The following is a 20,280-nucleotide window of genomic DNA, read 5'->3' as shown; positions in this document are numbered from 1 at the left end:
TTAAAAAAAGCCCAAAAGGTGATAAGAATTTATCTCACATCTTTTGGGCTTTTTTTAATTATAAACTTTTGTCTATATAAAAACTTAGATTCTTAGTAACTTAGAACCTTAGCATCTTAAAAATTATATCTTCGTAAAAATCAATCCTACCGGAGAACACAATTCAATCTTTTTCCCGGTATTTTTAAGTTTACCTGTGATTTTATCTCTTTTAAAAATGATAATATCGTTTGTGTATTGATGTCCAACTAAAAGGAAATTTCCTGTAGGATCAATTGCAAAATCTCTTGGCCCTTTTCCCAAAGTGCTTTGTTGTTCAACCAATTCAATACTTCCGTTTTTAAAAATTTTATAAACCGAAATATTGTTAGCGTCAACACGATCCGTTACGTACAAAAATTTTCCGTCAGGTGAAATTTTTATTGCTGCAGCACCCGTTCCTCCGGTAAAACCTTTTGCAAGAATACTAGTTTCGGCAATTAGTTTTAGATTTCCGGTTTTATCATAACTAAAAGTTGTCAAAGTGCCATCCAATTCCTGAACCAGATAAACAAACTTTCCGTCTTTGCTAAACGTTAAATGTCTTGGCCCGCTTCCTGCTTTTACATCAACAGTTCCTTTTAAAGTCAGAATTTCATGTTTTGAAGCTGCATTGTATTTGTAAATAAAAACCTTGTCTTGTCCTAAATCATTCGATAAAACAAATTGTTTATCCGGAGAAAAAACTACCATATGCACGTGCGCTTTTTCCTGACGCGCTGCATTTGGTCCTTTTCCTTCATGCTGAATTAATTGCTGTGCTTCTGTTATACTGCCATCAGCATTCTTTTTAAAAACAGCAATACTTCCGCCGGAATAATTAGCAATAATTACATTTTTATCATCATTAATTAAATGACAAGGATCTGCTCCTAATGAAGCATTTGTATTCAATAATTTAAGTTTACCGGTTTTTGAATCGTAACCAAATGCACTTACCGAACTTTGAGTCCCGTTTTCGTTTACCGCATATATAAATTTATTATTTGCAGAAACTGATAAATAGCTCGGACTTACCACTTTTTCTGTAGAATTTTTTAATTTAAAATCTCCTGAATTAGCATCAAAATCGTAAACGTAAATTCCTTTACTATCGCAAGTATTGGTATAGGTTCCTACCAATAAATTAAATTTGTTTTGTGCTTCCATATTCGTAAAAGCTAAAATTGAAAAAAGCAAAATATACAATCTTTTCATAGTTTTTTTATAGTTTTTTGAATTAGCTAAAATACTGAATATTCTTATTACAAAGTTTCTTTTTTGTTACAAATGAAATTCCAAAAGTTACATTTTTCAAACTGGAATTTGTTCTTTTCTACCATATAAGATATATAAGTTCATTTAATTGACTCATAATGAAGCTTTACTTATGATATCTTATATTACTTATATGGTTTAAAAAATATCCCTGTAAGGTTTAACTAAAAATTTGTATTTTTGACCAATATCTCCGCGAAAAACAAAACGTAGCGAAGTAAATCAAAGCCAGAATGCACTTTAAACAGCCCGAAATTCTATACTTTCTCTTTTTATTGATTGTTCCTATTTTGGTTCATTTGTTTCAATTACGACGTTTTAAAACCTCTTTTTTTACAAACGTCCGTTTCCTTAAAGAACTTGCCGTACAAACACGAAAAAGTTCTAAAATCAAAAAAAGACTATTATTAGCGACACGTTTATTGTTACTTACATGTGTAATTTTAGCCTTCGCACAGCCATTTTTTGAAGCCAAAGACAGCAAAAATGCAACAAACGAAATGTATATTGTTTTAGACAATTCGTTTAGTATGCAGGCAAAAGGCAAAAAAGGGGAATTATTAAAACGTGCCGTTCAGGAATTATTGGAAAACACGCCCGAAACTACCCAATTTTCGCTGTTAACAAACACCGAAAATTTTTGGAATACAGATATTAAAGCCTCTAAAAATTCTTTACAAAACTTAAAATACAGCGCAACACCTTTTGAACTTTCGTCAATAATGGCGAAAATAAAAGCACATAAATCGGCGCATAAAAAAGACATTGTTATTATTACAGACGCTGTTGGTTTAGCAGAAAAAGATGTAAAAAATATTGATACCGAAGAAAAGCCGTATTTCATAATTCCGGAAGCCGAACAAAAAAACAACGTTTCGATTGACAGTGTTTTCATCAATCAGACTTTAGAAAATTTCTACGAAATCGGTATTAATTTATCTGCTTACGGTGAAGATTTCAAACCTATTTCGATGGCATTGTACAATCAGAAAAAATTGATTGCCAAAACGATAATCAATTTTGATTCGAAGAAAAAGAAAATCAATTTTACGATCCCAAAAGAAGCTTTTCACGGATATGTTACCATTGAAGATAATGGTCTCACTTATGACAACAAACTTTATTTCAGCATTTCAAAAGCTAAAAAAACAAATGTGATTAGCATTGGCGAACCTGAAAAAAGTAATTTCTTATCCAGAATTTATACTTCTGCCGAATTTTATTACAGCAATTATTCGATCAGCAGTTTAGATTATAATAGTTTAGAAAAACAAAACACTATTATTCTGAACGAATTAATTGAAGTTCCTCAGGCTTTGCAAACCACTTTGAAGGCCTTTGTTTCAAAAGGTGGAAATCTGGTTGTGATTCCTGCTGAGAAAAGTTCCATTTCAAACCTGAATACTTTTTTAGGCAATTTTGGAAAAATTCTGTTTAAAAACCTTGAAAACAAAGACAAATTAATCACCAAAATCAACTTTGATCATCCCTTGTTTTCAGGCGTTTTCGAAAATAAAATTACTAATTTTCAATATCCGAAAACAAGTAAATCATTTGATATTTCAAGTGCGTATCCCGCTGTTTTATCTTATGAAGATCAAAGCGTATTTGTAACGATGATTCAAAATCCGGTTGCGGGAATTACTGTTTTTTCGGCACCTATAAATACAACCAATTCAAATTTTCAGCAATCACCTTTAATTGTTCCGCTTTTTTATAAAATGGGACAAAATAATCAAAAAACGGGTGTAAATGCTTTAACGATTGGCAATAATCAGCCTTATTTTGTTGATGTTTTATTGAGCAAAGACGCCATTTTAGAAGTAAAAGGAAATGATGATTCGTTTATTCCGATTCAGCAAATATTGAATAATAAAGTCAAACTAACATTCAATGATTTCCCTGAAACTTCGGGAAATTATAGCGTTTTTGATAAAAAAGAATCAGTCGAAAACCTGAGTTTTAATTATAAAAGAAGTGAAAGCGATTTAAATCAGGTAAATACAAACGTAGTTTCAGATTTTAAAACTGCAGATACTCTTTCGACCATTTTTAACACGCTACAAACTGAGCGAACTGACAGCCAAATTTGGAAATGGTTTGTTATCTTTGCACTGTTATTTTTAGCATTAGAAATGGCGATCATCAAATTTGTAAAGTAAAACATAACGTTTTACTTTTTTTTGAACCATTAAGAGATTAAGATAATAAAGTTTAGTACTTCTTAATCTAACTTAATTCCTTAATGGTAGAAATAAAAACATTTAATGTTTGAATAAAAAAAATCTACATATGAAAATAATCATCAGAAGCGCCAAAATTATAGATTCAGAAAGTCCGTTTCATAATCAGACCGTTGATCTTTTAATTTCAGATGGTTTAATTGAAAAAATAGGAACTTCGATTCTTGATATTGATGATTCAACCGAAGTAAAATTCGACAATCTGCATATTTCTCAAGGTTGGTTTGACAGCAGCGTTTCGTTTGGAGAACCAGGTTACGAAGACAGAGAAACTATTGCAAACGGATTGAACGTTGCGGCAAAAAGTGGTTTTACAGCTGTTGCATTACAGCCCAACTCCTTCCCTGTTATCGATAATCAATCACAGGTAAATTTTGTAAAAAATAAAGCGAATGGTTTTGCTACAGAACTTTATCCAATTGGTGCTTTGACCAAAGCGAGTGAAGGAAAAGATATGGCGGAATTATTTGACATGAAAAAATCCGGAGCGATTGCTTTTGGAGATTATAATAAAAGTATTGATAATGCCAATTTGCTAAAAATCGCTTTGCAATATGTTCAGGATTTTGATGGTTTAGTAATCACTTATTCTCAAGATCCAAATATAAAAGGAAACGGAGTTGCGAATGAAGGAATTGTTTCTACAAAATTGGGCTTGAAAGGAATTCCGAATTTAGCCGAAGAACTGCAAATTTCAAGAAACTTGTTTTTATTAGAATATACCGGAGGAAAACTTCATATTCCAACCATTTCTACAGCAAAATCAGTAGCATTAATTAAAGCAGCTAAAGCAAAAGGTTTACAAGTAACTTGCAGCGTCGCTGTGCATCACTTGGTTCTTACAGATGAAAAATTAGAAGGCTTTGATACTCGTTTTAAAGTAACTCCGCCTTTAAGAACCGAAGCTGATAGAAAAGCACTTATAAATGCTGTTTTAGACGGAACTATCGACATGATTACTTCAGATCATAATCCAATTGATATTGAATTCAAAAAAATGGAATTTGATACAGCCAAAAATGGAACAATTGGTTTAGAAAGTGCTTTTGGAGCTTTATTAACCGTTTTACCACTTGAAACTGTAATTGAAAAATTAACTTTAGGGAAAACAGTTTTTGGTCTTGAAAATACTTCAATTGCCGAAGGTTCAAAAGCTAATTTTACTTTCTTTACTCCGGAAGGAACATCAACTTTTACGAAAGAAAATATTCTTTCAAAATCTAAAAATTCTGCTTTTTTAGGAACTGAAATTAAAGGTTCTGTCTACGGGATTTTAAATCAAAACCAACTTGTTATCACAAAATAATTACAATGAATAATTCAATCGAAGAGGGAAAATCAATCGCAATTACCAGTTATATTTTAATTATTGGAGTTTTAATTGCAATGTCCATGAACTCTGAAAATAAAAATAGTTTTGCTTCTTTTCATATTCGTCAGGCTTTAGGTTTATCGCTTACGTTTATTTCTTTCGGAGCTATAATCAGTAATTTTGACAGCTTTTTTATCACTTTCCCAATGTGGATTTGTATTTCTATTTTATGGACTTACGGAATTTTCAGTGCTATTCAGGGACAGATGAGACCGATTCCTTTAGTTGGAACTATATTTCAAAAGTGGTTTAAATCGATTAGATAATGTTTAAATTCCAATTTTTAAAATTCCAAATCCCAATAAATATCAAGTTTTTAAAAAGAAATCCGTTAAAATCCGCGTTTTCGCTTTAGCGAATCTGTTTTTGTTAGCGTATTAATTTGAACACGGATGACGCGGATTTGCAAGCAAAAACGCAGATAAAAACTGATTTTATTTTACACTATATCAACTTTAAAGGAATCTCATAACTCAAAACTTATAACTCATAACTTCCAAAGAAATGAATCTATCTTTAGAATATAAAATACAAGAACCAAAAGTAATTTTAGATAAAAATCCTGTTTTACTTTTATTACACGGATATGGCAGCAACGAAGCCGATTTGTTTTCGTTTGCTACAGAACTTCCAGATCATTATTATATCATTTCAGCAAGAGCACCTTATGATTTACAATACGGAGCTTATGCCTGGTACGCAATTAATTTTGATGCTGATCAGAATAAATTTTCGGATAACGAACAAGCGAAAACATCTCGTGATGTAATCGCAAAATTTATTGATGAATTGGTTACCAATTATCCAATTGATGCTAATAATGTAACGTTGGTTGGTTTTAGTCAGGGTTCTATTTTGAGTTATTCTGTTGCGCTTTCTTATCCGGAAAAAGTGCAGCGAGTGGTAGCAATGAGCGGTTATTTTAATGAAGAAATTATCAAAGAAGGTTTTGAGAAAAACGACTTTAAAAACTTAAAAATATTCGCTTCACACGGAACTGTAGATCAGGTTATTCAAATTGACTGGGCGAGAAAAACTCCTGCAATTCTGGAAAAATTAAATATCCCGGTTACTTATAAAGAATATCCTGTTGGCCACGGAGTTGCGCCTCAGAATTTCTTTGATTTTAAGAATTGGCTGGCTTCTTAAAGTTTTCAGTCCCAGTTTCAGTTTTCAGTTATAGTTGTTGATAAAAGTAAATTTACCTTCTTAATATATGAGTAATTATAAAATTCTCAATTCCCGAAACATTTTTATAATTACTCTTATTGTCATAAGCTTAACGATTATATCTGTATGGATTTTTGGTTTTGGAAATCATAGATCACTTTTTGAAAACTCATTACTATCAACTACAATTTTATCTTTAGCCTTCTTTTTATTTATATCAATTGGATTGTATAACGGAGTAAAAATAAAAGATAATTTAGGCGAAATAACAGATCGTTTTGATCATAAAAAAATTGATTTTCTAAAAAATTCTCTAATGGAAGGCGACTGTTCTTCTGTTGCAGAATCTAGTGATAGTATTTTAGGAATTATCGTTAGCCTTATTTTGTGGTTTATCGTGGCTTTTATAATCAGCTATTTATTATGGGCTTTTGGAGCAGTTTTATGGATCTCTATATTGACTTTTACAGCAATGCTTTATTGGATTTTTTTTAGAGCAATGAGACTTGTTTTTAAAAAATCCTCAAAATGCAGAGGCAATTTTATAAACAGCGCTTTGTACGGATTCAGTTTTACAATCCTTTATAATTTTTGGATTTATGCGATCATTTTTATGACACATCAGATTTTGTAAAAGTCGCAATTTTCAGCCCAATAACTGAGACTAAAAACTGCGACTGTAAACTTTATTGTCCTGTATAAATTATCTTCCCCGCTTTTTTCAAAACATAACCTTTCCAGGGAATTAATTGTAAATCACCATTTACCCACGAATCACCTTCAGATTTTCTTTCTAAAATGATCGATTCTTTTTGAGTATCTAAAAAAAGTTCTGCTTTGTTGCCTTCAAAAACTACGTAGGCAGCTGTTGTATATGTTTTTCCGTTTTCTTCGGTGTGAGATAATTTTGTGCCTTCAAAAATTCGAATACATTTGTTTTTAACAATAGACCAAGTATAGCCTGCCGAAGCTTTACAACCGTGGCTGTCAACATCACCACCAACCATCACTTTTTCGGGTTTTGTTTCTGTTTTATTTTCTTGAGATACTTTTTTGGCACAAGAAAATGAAAGACCTATAATAACTGAAAATAAAAATACTTTTTTCATTTTTCCTATTTATTGATTAAACACAAAAATAGGAAAAATCTTTCTTATTTTTGATATAAAAGTGATTGATTTGTTTCGAAAGAAATGCTTTCGTCATCGTTAACAAAGTATTTCAACAGAGCTTCTCCCCACAATTCTCCGTTACTAAAATCAACGATAATCCATCTGTGATTTAAGATTTTGACTTTGTTGATGATAAACTTCTTGCCATCAATCATATCCTGTCCTGTATAAGGATTCCCTTTTGGATTGGAATTTAGGTCTAATAATTTTTCGGTTACAATTGGAATTAATTTTTCGTATAAAATTACTTTCCCGCCAGAAGCGCTGTTGTCAAAATAATTTTGCGCATTTTCATTATGAGACAGGGAAAAATAATCCGCCTCGGCTAATTGACCTGAAACCAAATTGATACTATCTCTAAGCTTTTTTGTAGTTTTCTCATATCTCTCTTCACCAAATTTTACTTCTCGGCTATAAAACATGTAAGTAAAAATATTCATTAATATCGCAAGGATAAAAAGGTAAAGCATTAAGGATTTTTTCATTTTGTAGGTATAATTAAATTGTAATTTCTAAATTGTCGTAAGCCAGGAAAACGTTTTTAGGCAATTGTTTTTGTACTTCTTCGTGAAATCCTAAAACGTGGCTAATATGCGTTAAATAAGCAACTTCAGGCTTAACCAGATTGATAAAATCAAGCGCTTCCTGTAAATTAAAGTGTGTGTCATGAGGTTCTACACGCAAGGCGTTTACGACCAAAACTTTTAAATTCTGCAGTTTTTTAATCTCAGTTTCATGAATCGTTTTTACATCTGTCAAATAAGCAAAATCATCGATTCGGTAGCCAAAAACCTGTAATTCACCGTGCATTACATTTACGGGAATTGCCATTTTATTGCCAACAGCAAAAGGTTTGTCATTTACAACTTCGATGGTTTTTACGCTTGGCGCACCGGGATATTTATTTACGGTTTCGAAAACATAATCAAAACGGCGTTTTAGATTATCAATTACACGTTGATGCGCGTAAACCGGAATTTCGCCTTGTCTAAAATTAAACGGACGAATATCATCCAAACCTGCCGTGTGATCTGCGTGTTCGTGCGTGAATAAAATTGCATCGATATGCCTACAGCCGCAAGAAAGCATTTGCTGCCTGAAATCGGGCCCGCAATCTATGACATACGAATGATTATCCCACGTAATCCAGATGGATACGCGGAGCCTTTTGTCCTTAGCATCAGTGCTTTTACAAACAGGATGATCGATTCCAATAATTGGAATACCTTGAGAAGTACCGGTACCTAAAAAATAGATCTTCAATTGAACTTGTTTTTTTTACAAAAATAGGGATTATTTCTCTTTCATTAGAAGCCTAATTTGCTAACTTTGTAACAAATCTATTTAAAATAAAATGGGTACAGAAATAAAACTCAAAGGTGACAAGGTCATCGAACAGATTCCTTCTATAAAAGACAAAGCGTTACGCATTAATTTAAACGAGAATATTTACGGAACATTTGCTGAAATTGGTGCTGGACAAGAAACGGTTAGGCATTTTTTTAGATCCGGAGGTTCATCGGGAACTATTGCAAAAGCAATGTCTGCCTATGATAAAGATTTTAGTGATGCCGTTTACGGTATTGAAGGCGACGGACGCTACGTGACAGAAAACCGACTTAAAAAAATGTTGACCTTTGAAGGTGAATTGATTGAAGAACGTTTGAGCCGCGAAAAACACCCTAATAAACTTTTCTTTAGTTATGCCAATACGGTTGCCACAATAGATTTTGCCAAGCAATTTAAAGGTCACGGCTGGGTTGGAATTCGTTACCAAATTGAACCGGACGAAGCTTACAACGAAATTATCCTGCACATTCGTTTTAAGGAAACTGACGCCAGACTACAACAGGAAACACTAGGAATTTTAGGTGTAAACTTAATTTATGGTGCTTTTTACAAATACAATGACCCTAAACGATTACTTCGTTATTTATACGATCACTTAGATAAAGACCAGCTTGAAATAGATACTATTAACTTCTCTGGACCACGTTTTGCTGATGTTGACAACCGTTTGATGAGTTTACAGCTTGTTAAAAACGGAATGACTGATGCAGTAATGTTTAACCCTGAAGGAAAAAATATTCTGCCTGCTGCGATTTTATACAAAAAGAACTTACTTGCTTTAAGAGGAAGTTTCCGTCCGGTTACGAAAGTAAATATGGATATGTACGAGAAATCATTAAATATGTTTCTCGAAGAAAATAAGGTTGAAAAAGACAATACTTTAGTGGTTTTCGAAATTACACTTTCCAATTTACGTTCGGATGGTGAAATTGATGAACGCGATTTTATGGACAGAGCCGAATTGCTTTGTTCACTTGGTCAAACTGTAATGATATCAAATTTTCAGGAATATTATAAAGTGGTTGAATATTTTGCTAATTATACCAAAGCGAGAATGGGATTGGCAATGGGAGTTAACAACCTTGTTGATATTTTTGATGAGAAATATTATCGTCATTTAAGTGGAGGAATTCTGGAAGCTTTCGGGAAATTATTTTACCGCGATATGAAAGTTTTCTTATACCCAATGCTGGATGAAAATGGTGTATTGATGAATTCAAGCAACTTAAAAGTACATCCAAGAATGAAAGAATTGTATAAATTCTTTAAATTCAACGGAAAAGTAGTGGATATCGCTAATTATGACCCAAATAATCTGGAGGTTTTCTCTCGCGAAGTTTTAAAAATGATCAATCAGGGAAAAACAGGCTGGGAACATATGCTTCCTGCCGGTATTCCGGAAATTATAAAGGAACACCACCTTTTTGGATATCATCCGGAAAAGGAACTGGAACAAAACGCTTAAAAAAAATCCCCGAAGAAATTTCTTCGGGGATTTTTTTTGATTTTTTGTTTCAGGTTTTACTGCAATCTTGTTTGAACGCAGATGACGCGGATTCGCGTTGCGAAAACGCAGATTAACGCGGATTTTTTGTCTTTGCCTGACAATTGTTACGTTTAACGTGAAACCTGAAACAAAATATCCTATTTCAAAATCTGCGCTGCGTGTTCTTTTGTTTTTACCTGGGAAATTACCTCATCGATAATTCCTTTTTCATCGATTACGAAAGTCGTTCTATGGATTCCGTCATATTCTTTTCCCATGAATTTCTTTGGCCCCCAAACACCAAAAGCATTGATTACAGACTTGTCCTCGTCTGCTAATAATGGAAAAGGAAATTCATATTTCTCTTTGAATTTTAATTGTGCTTTTGCACTATCGGCACTTACTCCTAAAAGTTCATAATTATTGGCTTTAAAACGCTCAAAATTATCTCTTAAATCACAGGCTTCTGTGGTACATCCCGGCGTACTTGCTTTTGGATAAAAGAAAACTACTAACTTTTTTCCGGCATAATCTGCCAGCTTATGTGTTTTTCCGTCCTGATCTGTTCCTGAGAAATTTGGTGCTTTATCGCCTGCTTTTAATGTTGTCATATTTTTTTATTTTAGATTTTTTTTTTAGAATATAGAATAAAGAGCCAAGATTATAGATTGGGCTCAATATTTTCTATTTCAGATTTTTTTAGAACATAGAATAAAGAGTCAAGATTATAGATTGGGCTCAATATCTTCCATTGATAACTTATAACTTGCAATTCATAATTCATAATTCATAATTCATAATTCATAATTTATAATTTATAATTATCATGCCCCAGATTGAAGTGAAAACCCCGGAATTGTGAAAGTTTACATTTTTTGCATTAAGAAAGCGACTGGAAGAAGCTCTTGTTAATGCTTAAAAATGTTACTTTGACAATGAGGAGTTGTAACGGAAAGCTGGATTAGGCACATCATGAAAATTATGCTATTTTTACATCAATAAAAATACGGAAATGAATAAAGAAGCCCGCGTACAATTTGTTATAAATACGTTAAAAGAACTCTACCCTACTATACCTGTTCCACTAGATCATAAAGATCCTTATACTTTACTTATTGCTGTTTTGTTATCTGCACAATGTACCGATGTTCGTGTAAATCAGATTACGCCTTTGCTTTTTGCCAAGGCTGACAATCCGTATGATATGGTGAAAATGTCGGTGGAAGAAATTAAGGAAATTATTCGTCCGTGTGGATTATCACCTATGAAATCGAAAGGAATTCATGGTTTATCTGAAATTTTGATTGATAAATATAATGGTGAGGTTCCGCAGAGTTTTGAGGCTCTGGAATCTTTACCGGCTGTTGGACACAAAACAGCAAGTGTGGTAATGTCTCAGGCTTTTGGAGTTCCTGCTTTTCCGGTTGATACGCACATTCACAGATTGATGTACAGATGGAATCTTTCGAATGGAAAAAACGTGGTTCAGACTGAAAAAGATGCTAAACGATTATTTCCTAAAGAAACATGGAACGATTTGCATTTGCAAATTATTTGGTATGGACGTGAATATTCGCCTGCAAGAGGCTGGAGTTTAGAGAAAGATATTATTACGAGAACAATTGGCAAAAAATCGGTAATAGAAGAAGCTCTTAAAAAGAAAATCTAAAAGTGATACCTATATTATAACACGAATTTCACTAATTTGCACAAATCTAAATTGTTAAACTTACTTTGCGAAATTAATTTCACAAACTAGTAATTTAGTGCCAATTCGTGAAATTCGTGTTTGTATCTTTATTGACTGCTTTTCAATGCGTTATATTCTGTCGTCATATCGAGTGATCTGTAAATTCCTAAAAGTGATTTAAAGGCGTCTTCATTTTTTGGTTCGATGACTAATACTTTTTTAAGATATGGAATGGCACTTCGTACTATTTCATCTTTTTTAGCATCCAGTTTATCGTATTCTTTCATCTCCTGCGGACTATTCCCAAGTAAAGCCATCTGATCTACTAATACTCTCTTTAATTGGATTTTAACATAAGCTAGGTTGATATAACAGTCTATGCAGTTTTGATTTAACTGTATTCCTTCTTCATAATATTTTTCGGCATTGGTATAATCTTTTGTTTCCATATAAGAAAATGCCAATGAGTTTAAAATTTCTTCCTTTTTAGAAGGTGGCCAAACATCTCTTGGCTTTTCATAAAGACCAGCAGCGATATTTGATTCTCTCGCGCTTCTGGAAATAAAAGATTCCTCTGCTTTTGTTTTTTTATTGGTAGCGTAAAACATTATCCCTTTTCCGCTATAATTTATTTTCTTTAGTTTCTCATAATATTTAATTGCAGAAGAATAATCTTTGCCTGCTAAGGAAGCCGAAGCTGCATTAAGCAAGTTTAGTGTATCTTTTTTATCAAACTGGTAAACTTCGTTACTCTTATCTGCACTTTCTTTGTATTTTCCTGCTTTAAAATCATTGTATGCTCCATCTACAAGTTTAGACTTCATTTCTTTTAAAGCTAAATTTGCTTTAAAAGCGTATTTGTAATTGCGGGAATCATTTTCATACAAAAGTACATCCTGATATGCACCAGAAGCTATTGCGAAATTTGCTGCAGCATCTATGTTTTTGGTTGCCAAATCCTTATAAACATTTCCTTTTGTAAAAAAGAAATCGGATTTTACCTCATCGGGTGCATTAATTACTAAGTATTCTACTTTTTTTAAAATCGCACAAGCTTCTTCAGGTTTTCCTTTATCAAAATAAGATTGTGCTTCTTTGATTTCCTCTTTTTGCGCAAATGCTGCGTAGTTTATCAATAGTAAAATTGATAATATTTTTAGTTTCTTTTTCATTTCATTTTAGTTTGGTTGTTAAATAGATTTGAACGGCTATTGTGGTTATTTATAGTCGCTTTTGGGGACAAATAGCACTTATAGTATTAGTACGCAAAAAAATCTTTTGCTTAACAATAACATTAAGATGCACAACAAATAAAATGAAATTGAGTAGTGTAATTTTTCTTCATATATTATTGGTTATTGGTTAAACATTTATTTACCTGATATTTAGCTTACTTTTGAGCAATTTTTAGCATTCAAAGTTTTTTAATACGAAAAACTCTTCAATAAAGTAATTTACTTGAATAAAAAAAAACTTTTTAACTAAAATAAAACAAATATTGAATAAATCAATAAAAATTACTTAAAATATCAAACTTTAACAAACTCAGGCATTAAATCAAGAGGAGATCCTGAAAATTATTTTATTAAAAATTAGAAAACATTACGATAACAATAACAGAAAAAAGAGACTTAAAATTACGGCAAAAAAAAAACTCACTACCTGTATTTACATACAAATAGTGAGCTTTCAACCAAAACGACCATTTGGTTTTTTCTTTCGAAATAAACATCCGACCAAAGTAGTGGGCTGTTTAATTAGCTATAATCTCAAAACTTTTATCTTCAATTTTCACAACTGTAAGAGCTTGTGAATAGTTTAATAGAAAAGAAACTACTTCTTTCTTAGGTTTTAAGTTTTTAGAAGCTAATGCTTTCTTAGAGTAAATTTTCGCCATACTATCAAAAATGTTTTATAATAGTATAACGCACTAATGCTCAAAATATTATTAGTTGGTCAAAATAATTTGATGTTTATCAATTATTTTTCTTAAATTCATTAAAGCATAACGCATTCTTCCTAATGCTGTATTGATACTTACACCGGTAAGTTCTGAAATTTCTTTGAAACTCATATCCTGATACATACGCATTACAAGAACTTCTTTTTGATCTTCAGGAAGCTCTTCAATTATCTTTTTGAGATCTACTTCAACCTGATCAAAAATCATTTTATTTTCGATTGTTAATGAATCATCTGACATAATTGAAAAAATAGAAAACTCTTCTGTTTCTCTATACATTGGCATTTTTTTGGTCTTGCGGAAATGATCTACAATTAAATTGTGAGAAATTCGCATAACCCAAGGTAAAAATTTACCTTCTTCATTATATGAATTGGATTTTAAAGTTTTAATAACTTTAATAAATGTATCCTGAAAAATATCATTTGAAATATCTCTATCAGCTATCTTAGAATATATAAATCCATATATCTTAGACTCATGCCTTTTTATCAATGTCGCAAGGGCATTTTCATTGCCTTCGACATAGTTTTTCACTAATAGAGCGTCTGGAATATGCAGATCAGCCATAATACTACTTTTTTAGTTTTTGATTAAAATTTGGAGTAATTTTTCTAAAAAGTAATTTTATGTAATAGGCCTATCGTGAGTTATGTTAATATTGAGTCCAAATTTAACAAATATTTTTTTTAAAAAGCAAATGAATGGAGTAATAATTAATAATAAAATTACAAATACGATACATTAAAATTAAACTTTGCCATGAAAGTGCTTAATAATATGAAAGAATTAGAATGTTTTAACAAATTAAAAAAAGAGGCGTAAATAATTTAAATATCTTATTTTAAACAACTTACACCTACTTTTTAGTAGTATTATTAGTATTTATTTTTTTATTGATAGACACGAACATAGTCTATATAATACTTTTGAGGCAATATAGAATCATCTACATCTGGTCCTCCAAAATTACCTCCGATAGCTAAATTTACAATTATATAAAATGGTTTATTAAAAGGCCACGTATCTTCGTTTTTAACTTCGGGATTGAAGGTATATACCAAAGTGGTATCAACAAAAAAATCAATCTTTTCTTTTGTCCATTCAATGGCATAAACATGATACCCTTCTTCTATAGTTGGAAACTCAGTTCTTTTTGTATTGATTGTGTTTCCGTGACTATCTTGTGTATGCAATGTAGTATATACCATGTGCGGATCACGGCCAATATATTCTAATATGTCTATTTCGCCTGTTTTAGGCCATTTTACGGCATCAATATTGGCACCCAGCATCCAGAATGCCGGCCATAAACCATGACCAACCGGCAGTTTAGCTCTTGCTTCGATGCGACCATACAAAAACTCTTTTTTGCCTTTGGTTGTGATTTTTGTCGAAGTATATTTATTTCCTTCTTTTTTGGCTTCGATAATTAAATTACCTTCTTTGATCTCATGATTGGTTTTGGTATAAATTTGTCTTTCATTGTTTCCATAACCGCATAAATTTGGACAGCCATCACCGAGTTCAAAATTCCAAAAGGACTCGTTTATTTTCTTTTTATTGAAATTTTCTTCCCATATTAGTTTTCTCTCTACCTTTTGTGCAAAGCAAAAACTAACCGTTAAGAACATTATTAGTACAACTATTTTTTTCATCGTATAGTTTTAAATTTTAAAAATTAGAAGGCCAGCCTGAACTGACCTTCTAATACTTTCTACTAATTAATTATAATCTATTGATAAACTTTTACATAGTCAATCTCCATTGTCGATTGTGTGAAGGCGGGATCAATAGTGCCTCCAAGATTTCCTCCCATCGCTACATTTAATATTAAGAAGAAATCGCTATTAAACGGAAGAGTGGCATCATTGGCAACTTTGTGAATTTGTACATCATCGACATAAGTAGTTACTGATGCCGGACTCCAAATTGCTTTATAAACATGAAATTCTGTCGAAACATTTGGAATCGTTTTAGAACCCGTGTTTCCGCCGCCGCCAAAATGTCCCGGATAATGAAGCGTACTTAAAATCACGTTTTGATTGTTTCCTACGTGTTCCATAATATCAATCTCTCCGCAAGCCGGCCATGGTTTGGTTAAGAAATTAGATCCAAGCATCCAGATTGCAGGCCATGTTCCTTTTCCAATAGGCAATTTGGCGCGGATTTCAATTTTTCCGTACGTAAACTTAAATTTACCATCCGATTTTAGTCTTGTCGAAGAATAATCTACACCTCCGGAAGCTTCTTTTTTAGCGGTAATTTTTAAGTTTCCGCCTTCAACAATAACATTTGATGCTGAATTTGTATAGTTTTGTTTTTCATTATTTCCCCAGCCATCATTATTAGGTCCTCTTCCTAGATCGTAATTCCATTTTGTTGCATCTGGAGCTCCGTCAACATTAAATTCATCTGACCAAACTAAATTGGTATAATCAATTTCCGGACCTGTATTTTGAACCGGTTTTGTAGTCGTAAAAATATGGTACCAGGCTAATGAAGCATTACCGCCCATTACAGCTCTAACTACCATTCTGTTGGCTGTTATAGATAGAATTTCATATGAATTCTGACCAATATAATACCCCATAAATCCGTTGTCAGAGAAGTTCATCATTGTTCCGCGAGTTTGCTTAGCATGATCTTTATTTTTTGTAACAACAGATTCTGAAGGACTTAAAGAAACGGTTTTTATTCCGCCGGTATCATAAGTCAAACAAGAATCACTTGATCCACTTCCTCCTGCTACGCTTGCAAATGCAGTATTAAAAAATGTTGCTCCTCCGTTATTTAATTGGTATTTTAATTGGTCACCATCAAGAGAGAAAGTCAATTCATTGTCATACAAACAACTACTTGTCGGCGAACCTGCTTTTTCAAAAGCTCCGGCCTGATAATGGTTTGGATAGAAATTTTTAGTCTCATCACCATCATTTTGACCTACGCCTAAATGCCCTGGTTCTGAAGCTGACCAATACCATTTTTTAGAAGTTCCACCCGTTAAAAACTGAACCGCTTCGTCGTCACTAAAGTTACTTAAAACCTTAACATCAAGTGTAATATTTGATGCTACTCCTCCTCTGCCTGTTGCAATAAGCGTTACAGTATAAGTGTTTACTCCTGTTTTTGTAAAACGTTTGGTAAACTTGCCGTTTGGTGAATTTTCAGATGTTCCGTCGCTAAATACATATTTATATGAAATTGCATTATCTGCAGTTGCGGTTAATTTTACCATTCCTGAACCGTCTCCATCTGGAGCATCGGCTGTTTTTCCAACAATTTCAGCAGTTAGCTGAAGATTTGTTGGCGTATCTATTGATCCAAATGCGAAATCATCTTTCTGACAACCCGCCATAAGGAGAATCGTAAATAAGGATACTATCTTTATGATTATTTTTTTGTTCATGATTTCTTCTTTTAATTGGATTGTTTGATGTCATCAAAGTAAAAAGTTTCCCCTGCCCCCGTTTTTCCAAAATCCGGAAATAAAATTACTCTGTCGTATTTAATGCCTGTGCTAAAACCTGGTGCCGTTGTAAGATCAAAGGTTAATTCCTGCCATGCATTTGCTACCGTAGTTTTTACCTTTACTTCTATAAATACCGTTGGATTACCGTTTCCATCTTTTGGAGAGGTCGAAAGTTCCATTTTGTATAAAATATCAGTACCTACTCTAGGCGACCAGACATTTATCTTTACAGTAGTTCCCTTTGTATAATCAAGTGTATTTTCTAAATTCAGGCTTGCTCCTCCCCAGGTTTCTGCTCCTGATTTTTTGTCTAATTTTAAAACTTTATCAGAAACATTGGTTCCGGTTTTATTTGGATTTGTAATAACTGATGCATCAACATTTCCAAAACCACCCCACGTATATGTTAAAGTAGAAGATTCAAAATCAAGTGGTAATTTAATTGCCTCTGCCGGTTCTTTATAGAAATAAAAATTATCTATGTACACTGTATGGCTTCCGCTAGGATTTCCTGAAAAAATTAACTGTGCAATATGGGCGCGGGTTGTTAATCCTGTAAAATCGCTTAAAGGAATATCTAAACTTACCCATTTTCCCTGCTCAGGAGCTGTAATTTTAATTTCGTGTTCAACATTATCTCCTCCTGTTTCATAAACGCCATTAGCTCCAAAATCAACTAATTTGATTCTGAATTCTGAAAAATCTAAAGACCAGACATCAATATGAAGATATGTCATTGCCGAAGCGTCTATTGTGGCTGTTGGCTCTGCACCCACAAAATTTAAATTTGAATATTTTTTTACTGCATTTTCTGCAATACTAATATCATCTAATACAGCATCAGACCATGAAGTTCTCCAGGTGCTCATTGGTACATTTGTGTAAGCATCACTAAACAATGAAATAACATTTGCCGCAGATCTGGTTGGTGTTGGTGCTGCAGAAGTTGGTGCCAAAATTAAAATTGCTTCAAATTGCTCTGTATATTCTGTTGTTTTAATGGCAGCACTTTTTGAAACCACACGAATCGTGTAAACTCCCGGGTTTTGATAGGTATACGAAACAGATTCGCCATTGTTTGCCGAAATTGGATCTGGTTTTCCTGTTTCTCCAAAATAAACATCATAAAACAACGCAAAATCTGCTGTTGCCTTAACTGTTACTTTTTTAGAAACCGTTAAATCATTTGTTATTTCAACTACTAAATTTTCTGGTGCTTTAAACGAAACTACTACTTCTTTTTCTACTTCGGTAGTTTTTCCGTTAAGTCCCATTGCCGTAATTTTAGACTTATAAACGCCTTCTTTATATACGTGTGCAACTGTTGATCCGGCTCCAATATAATCAGAATCTGCGCTTCCGTCTCCAAAGCTAATTTTGTATTGTGTTACGCCTTCGCCTTTTGGCACAAAGGTAACTTTACCTGTATTGTCCTGCGTAACTGTGGTCAAAGCCGATACATTTGTAGGGGCTTCTAAGCCATCCAAATCAATATCGCTGTTATCGCTTGAGCAACTAAAAAATACTGCCAAAACGAAAAGACTTATAATAGAATGTAATTTTTTCATAATTGATGTTTTTTAATATCCAGGATTTTGTTCCCAATTTCCATTTGCAAACTGAATTTCTTCAATTGGAAGCGGAAATAACTCGTTTTTGTTAGCTGTAAAACCGGGAATAGTTCCGGCTGCTTTTCCGGTTCTTACCAAATCGAAAAAACGATGTCCTTCTCCAAAAAGTTCTAGTCTTCTTTCTGCTAAAATAAAATCAGTTAACGCTGCTCCGGAAGCTGCTATATCATGATTATTATCTCCAAAAGCACGTCTTCTAACCTGATTAAGGTATTCTCTGGCTTTCGCATCATCGATTTCACCTCTGTTATAAGCTTCTGCAGCCATTAATAAAACATCTGCATAACGAATTGCTCTGTAGTTGTTCGGGTTTGTTAAATTCAAATCTCCGGCAGCATCTGAGCTTCTTTTTCTTGGAAGATATTTTCTGTTGAAGAATCCTGTATCCTCATTTCCTTTTCCATAAGTTACTCCACTATTAGCCCCGGCCCAAGCCGCAATATCCAAAATAGCAACCGCTTTACGTTTGTCTCCTGTTTCAAAAGCATCTGCAGATTCCTGAGTAGGAAGATTAAAACTAAATCCGGAAGAGAAAACTGGTCCTGAATAATTTCTGATTCCGCTAAAACCTACGGCAACGTTTCCTTCACTACATTGTAAACAACCAAAACCTGCTCCTTCAACATCTGTATACTGTACTTCAAAAACAGATTCTGGTCCGTTTTCTCCATCTAATTCAAACATTTTATTATAATCTGTTTCTAAGGAATAAGGTGAAGTATTTATTAAAGCTTGCAAAGTACTGGCTGCCTGCGAAAATTTACCCTGAAACAAATACGCTTTTCCTAATAATGCCTGAGCAGCCCCTTTTGTAACTCTGCCTTTTTGAGCTGCAATTGGAGATAAATTTGCCGACGCAAAAACCAAATCAGCCTCAATAGAAGCATAAACTTCTGCAACTGATGAACGCGGAATTGTTTTTTCATCGCCAATTTTAAACCTCACATCGCCTTTCATCGGTATACCACCAAACCATTTTACTAATTCAAATTGGTAATATGCTCTTAAAAAACGAGTTTCGGCTATAAGCTGGGTTTTTCCTTCAAAATCTGTTTTGTTTTGAAATTCAAGTATATAATTGGCTCTTTGAACTCCTGCAAACATCCAGTTCCAGACATCTCTTAAGTTACTGTTTACTTCGGTGTGGATCATGTCGTCTACTTGCTGAAAACCAATTACATCTGTAGGACTTTCTCCTCCTGCCAATGTATTATCCGAAGCAATTTCTCCCAATAAAACATTTACATATGTTGATTGCAGCAAATCATAAGTGGCAATTAATGCCTGATCGTAATCTTCTTTAGAATTAAAATAATTCTCAGAGTCGATTGAATATTCAGGTTTTGGATTCACAAATTCGTCTGAACAAGAAGTTGTTACAGTTAGAATTAATGTTATCATTACCAGAGTGATAAATAAATATTTTTTCATTTTA

At 33.0% G+C, this 20,280-nt stretch carries 19 protein-coding genes; 7 read left to right on the top strand and 12 right to left on the bottom strand.

The window, feature by feature from the left end; genetic code table 11:
- Positions 1-123 precede the first annotated feature (123 nt).
- Positions 124-1,236 (bottom strand): lactonase family protein, encoded by a 1,113-nt coding sequence (locus tag BUE22_RS02215; protein ID WP_073393476.1) that lies wholly within the window; start codon positions 1,234-1,236, stop codon positions 124-126.
- Between the two features lie 293 nt (positions 1,237-1,529).
- Between BUE22_RS02215 and BUE22_RS02210 the strand changes: the two genes are divergently transcribed.
- The 5 genes from BUE22_RS02210 (at position 1,530) to BUE22_RS02190 (ending at position 6,715) form a co-directional block, all read left to right on the top strand.
- On the top strand, positions 1,530-3,458 hold the full coding sequence (locus BUE22_RS02210; protein ID WP_073393474.1) for a vWA domain-containing protein: 1,929 nt from the start codon (positions 1,530-1,532) through the stop codon (positions 3,456-3,458).
- A gap of 130 nt (positions 3,459-3,588) precedes the next feature.
- Complete coding sequence (locus BUE22_RS02205) at positions 3,589-4,845, top strand: dihydroorotase (RefSeq protein ID WP_073393472.1); 1,257 nt, start codon at positions 3,589-3,591, stop codon at positions 4,843-4,845.
- Positions 4,846-4,850: 5 nt separating this feature from the next.
- Positions 4,851-5,177: a hypothetical protein gene (locus BUE22_RS02200; RefSeq protein ID WP_073393470.1), complete on the top strand. Its 327-nt coding sequence runs from the start codon at positions 4,851-4,853 to the stop codon at positions 5,175-5,177.
- 238 nt (positions 5,178-5,415) lie between these two features.
- Entirely contained in the window at positions 5,416-6,060 is a 645-nt protein-coding gene (locus tag BUE22_RS02195; protein WP_073393468.1) for an alpha/beta hydrolase, read from the top strand.
- Between the two features lie 67 nt (positions 6,061-6,127).
- Positions 6,128-6,715, top strand: coding sequence for a hypothetical protein (locus tag BUE22_RS02190; protein WP_073393465.1), 588 nt, complete (start codon positions 6,128-6,130; stop codon positions 6,713-6,715).
- A gap of 52 nt (positions 6,716-6,767) precedes the next feature.
- Here BUE22_RS02190 and BUE22_RS02185 read toward each other — a convergent pair whose 3' ends face one another.
- Genes BUE22_RS02185 through BUE22_RS02175 form a run of 3 tightly spaced genes read right to left on the bottom strand, consistent with a single transcriptional unit; the run spans position 6,768 to position 8,516 of the window.
- Positions 6,768-7,190: a hypothetical protein gene (locus BUE22_RS02185; RefSeq protein WP_073393463.1), complete on the bottom strand. Its 423-nt coding sequence runs from the start codon at positions 7,188-7,190 to the stop codon at positions 6,768-6,770.
- Positions 7,191-7,234: 44 nt separating this feature from the next.
- Positions 7,235-7,738 (bottom strand): hypothetical protein, encoded by a 504-nt coding sequence (locus tag BUE22_RS02180; RefSeq protein WP_042564119.1) that lies wholly within the window; start codon positions 7,736-7,738, stop codon positions 7,235-7,237.
- Between the two features lie 13 nt (positions 7,739-7,751).
- Positions 7,752-8,516: an MBL fold metallo-hydrolase gene (locus BUE22_RS02175; RefSeq protein ID WP_073393461.1), complete on the bottom strand. Its 765-nt coding sequence runs from the start codon at positions 8,514-8,516 to the stop codon at positions 7,752-7,754.
- 91 nt (positions 8,517-8,607) lie between these two features.
- Between BUE22_RS02175 and BUE22_RS02170 the strand changes: the two genes are divergently transcribed.
- A complete protein-coding gene (locus tag BUE22_RS02170; RefSeq protein ID WP_042564117.1) occupies positions 8,608-10,068 on the top strand; it encodes a TonB-dependent receptor in 1,461 nt (486 codons plus the stop codon).
- Positions 10,069-10,247: 179 nt separating this feature from the next.
- On the opposite strand, the gene bcp is transcribed toward BUE22_RS02170, so the two are convergent.
- Positions 10,248-10,700: a thioredoxin-dependent thiol peroxidase gene (gene bcp / locus BUE22_RS02165; protein ID WP_073393459.1), complete on the bottom strand. Its 453-nt coding sequence runs from the start codon at positions 10,698-10,700 to the stop codon at positions 10,248-10,250.
- A 401-nt stretch (positions 10,701-11,101) separates the two neighbouring features.
- Between bcp and BUE22_RS02160 the strand changes: the two genes are divergently transcribed.
- On the top strand, positions 11,102-11,758 hold the full coding sequence (locus BUE22_RS02160; RefSeq protein WP_073393457.1) for an endonuclease III domain-containing protein: 657 nt from the start codon (positions 11,102-11,104) through the stop codon (positions 11,756-11,758).
- Between the two features lie 128 nt (positions 11,759-11,886).
- Here the strand turns inward: BUE22_RS02160 and BUE22_RS02155 are convergent, their stop codons facing one another.
- The 7 genes from BUE22_RS02155 to BUE22_RS02130 all read right to left on the bottom strand — a co-directional run bounded on the left by BUE22_RS02155 (position 11,887) and on the right by BUE22_RS02130 (position 20,276).
- The gene (locus tag BUE22_RS02155) at positions 11,887-12,951 is read right to left on the bottom strand and encodes a tetratricopeptide repeat protein (protein WP_042564114.1); all 1,065 of its coding nucleotides are present in this window, start codon (positions 12,949-12,951) and stop codon (positions 11,887-11,889) included.
- A gap of 581 nt (positions 12,952-13,532) precedes the next feature.
- Positions 13,533-13,676, bottom strand: coding sequence for a hypothetical protein (locus BUE22_RS23790; RefSeq protein ID WP_165587188.1), 144 nt, complete (start codon positions 13,674-13,676; stop codon positions 13,533-13,535).
- A 51-nt stretch (positions 13,677-13,727) separates the two neighbouring features.
- Positions 13,728-14,312: an RNA polymerase sigma factor gene (locus tag BUE22_RS02150; RefSeq protein WP_042564113.1), complete on the bottom strand. Its 585-nt coding sequence runs from the start codon at positions 14,310-14,312 to the stop codon at positions 13,728-13,730.
- Between the two features lie 323 nt (positions 14,313-14,635).
- Positions 14,636-15,400, bottom strand: coding sequence for a glycoside hydrolase family 16 protein (locus BUE22_RS02145; RefSeq protein ID WP_073393455.1), 765 nt, complete (start codon positions 15,398-15,400; stop codon positions 14,636-14,638).
- Between the two features lie 77 nt (positions 15,401-15,477).
- Positions 15,478-17,151: a family 16 glycosylhydrolase gene (locus BUE22_RS02140; protein ID WP_073393453.1), complete on the bottom strand. Its 1,674-nt coding sequence runs from the start codon at positions 17,149-17,151 to the stop codon at positions 15,478-15,480.
- 11 nt (positions 17,152-17,162) lie between these two features.
- The gene (locus tag BUE22_RS02135) at positions 17,163-18,782 is read right to left on the bottom strand and encodes a hypothetical protein (protein WP_073393451.1); all 1,620 of its coding nucleotides are present in this window, start codon (positions 18,780-18,782) and stop codon (positions 17,163-17,165) included.
- A gap of 12 nt (positions 18,783-18,794) precedes the next feature.
- Positions 18,795-20,276: a RagB/SusD family nutrient uptake outer membrane protein gene (locus tag BUE22_RS02130; protein ID WP_073393449.1), complete on the bottom strand. Its 1,482-nt coding sequence runs from the start codon at positions 20,274-20,276 to the stop codon at positions 18,795-18,797.
- Positions 20,277-20,280: the final 4 nt, after the last annotated feature.

The organism is Flavobacterium pectinovorum, from assembly GCF_900142715.1.
In the GTDB taxonomy this organism is placed as follows: Bacteria; Bacteroidota; Bacteroidia; order Flavobacteriales; family Flavobacteriaceae; genus Flavobacterium; species Flavobacterium pectinovorum.
The sequence above is the reverse complement of the archived record's forward strand: the minus strand, read 5'-3'. Positions and strand labels throughout refer to the sequence as shown.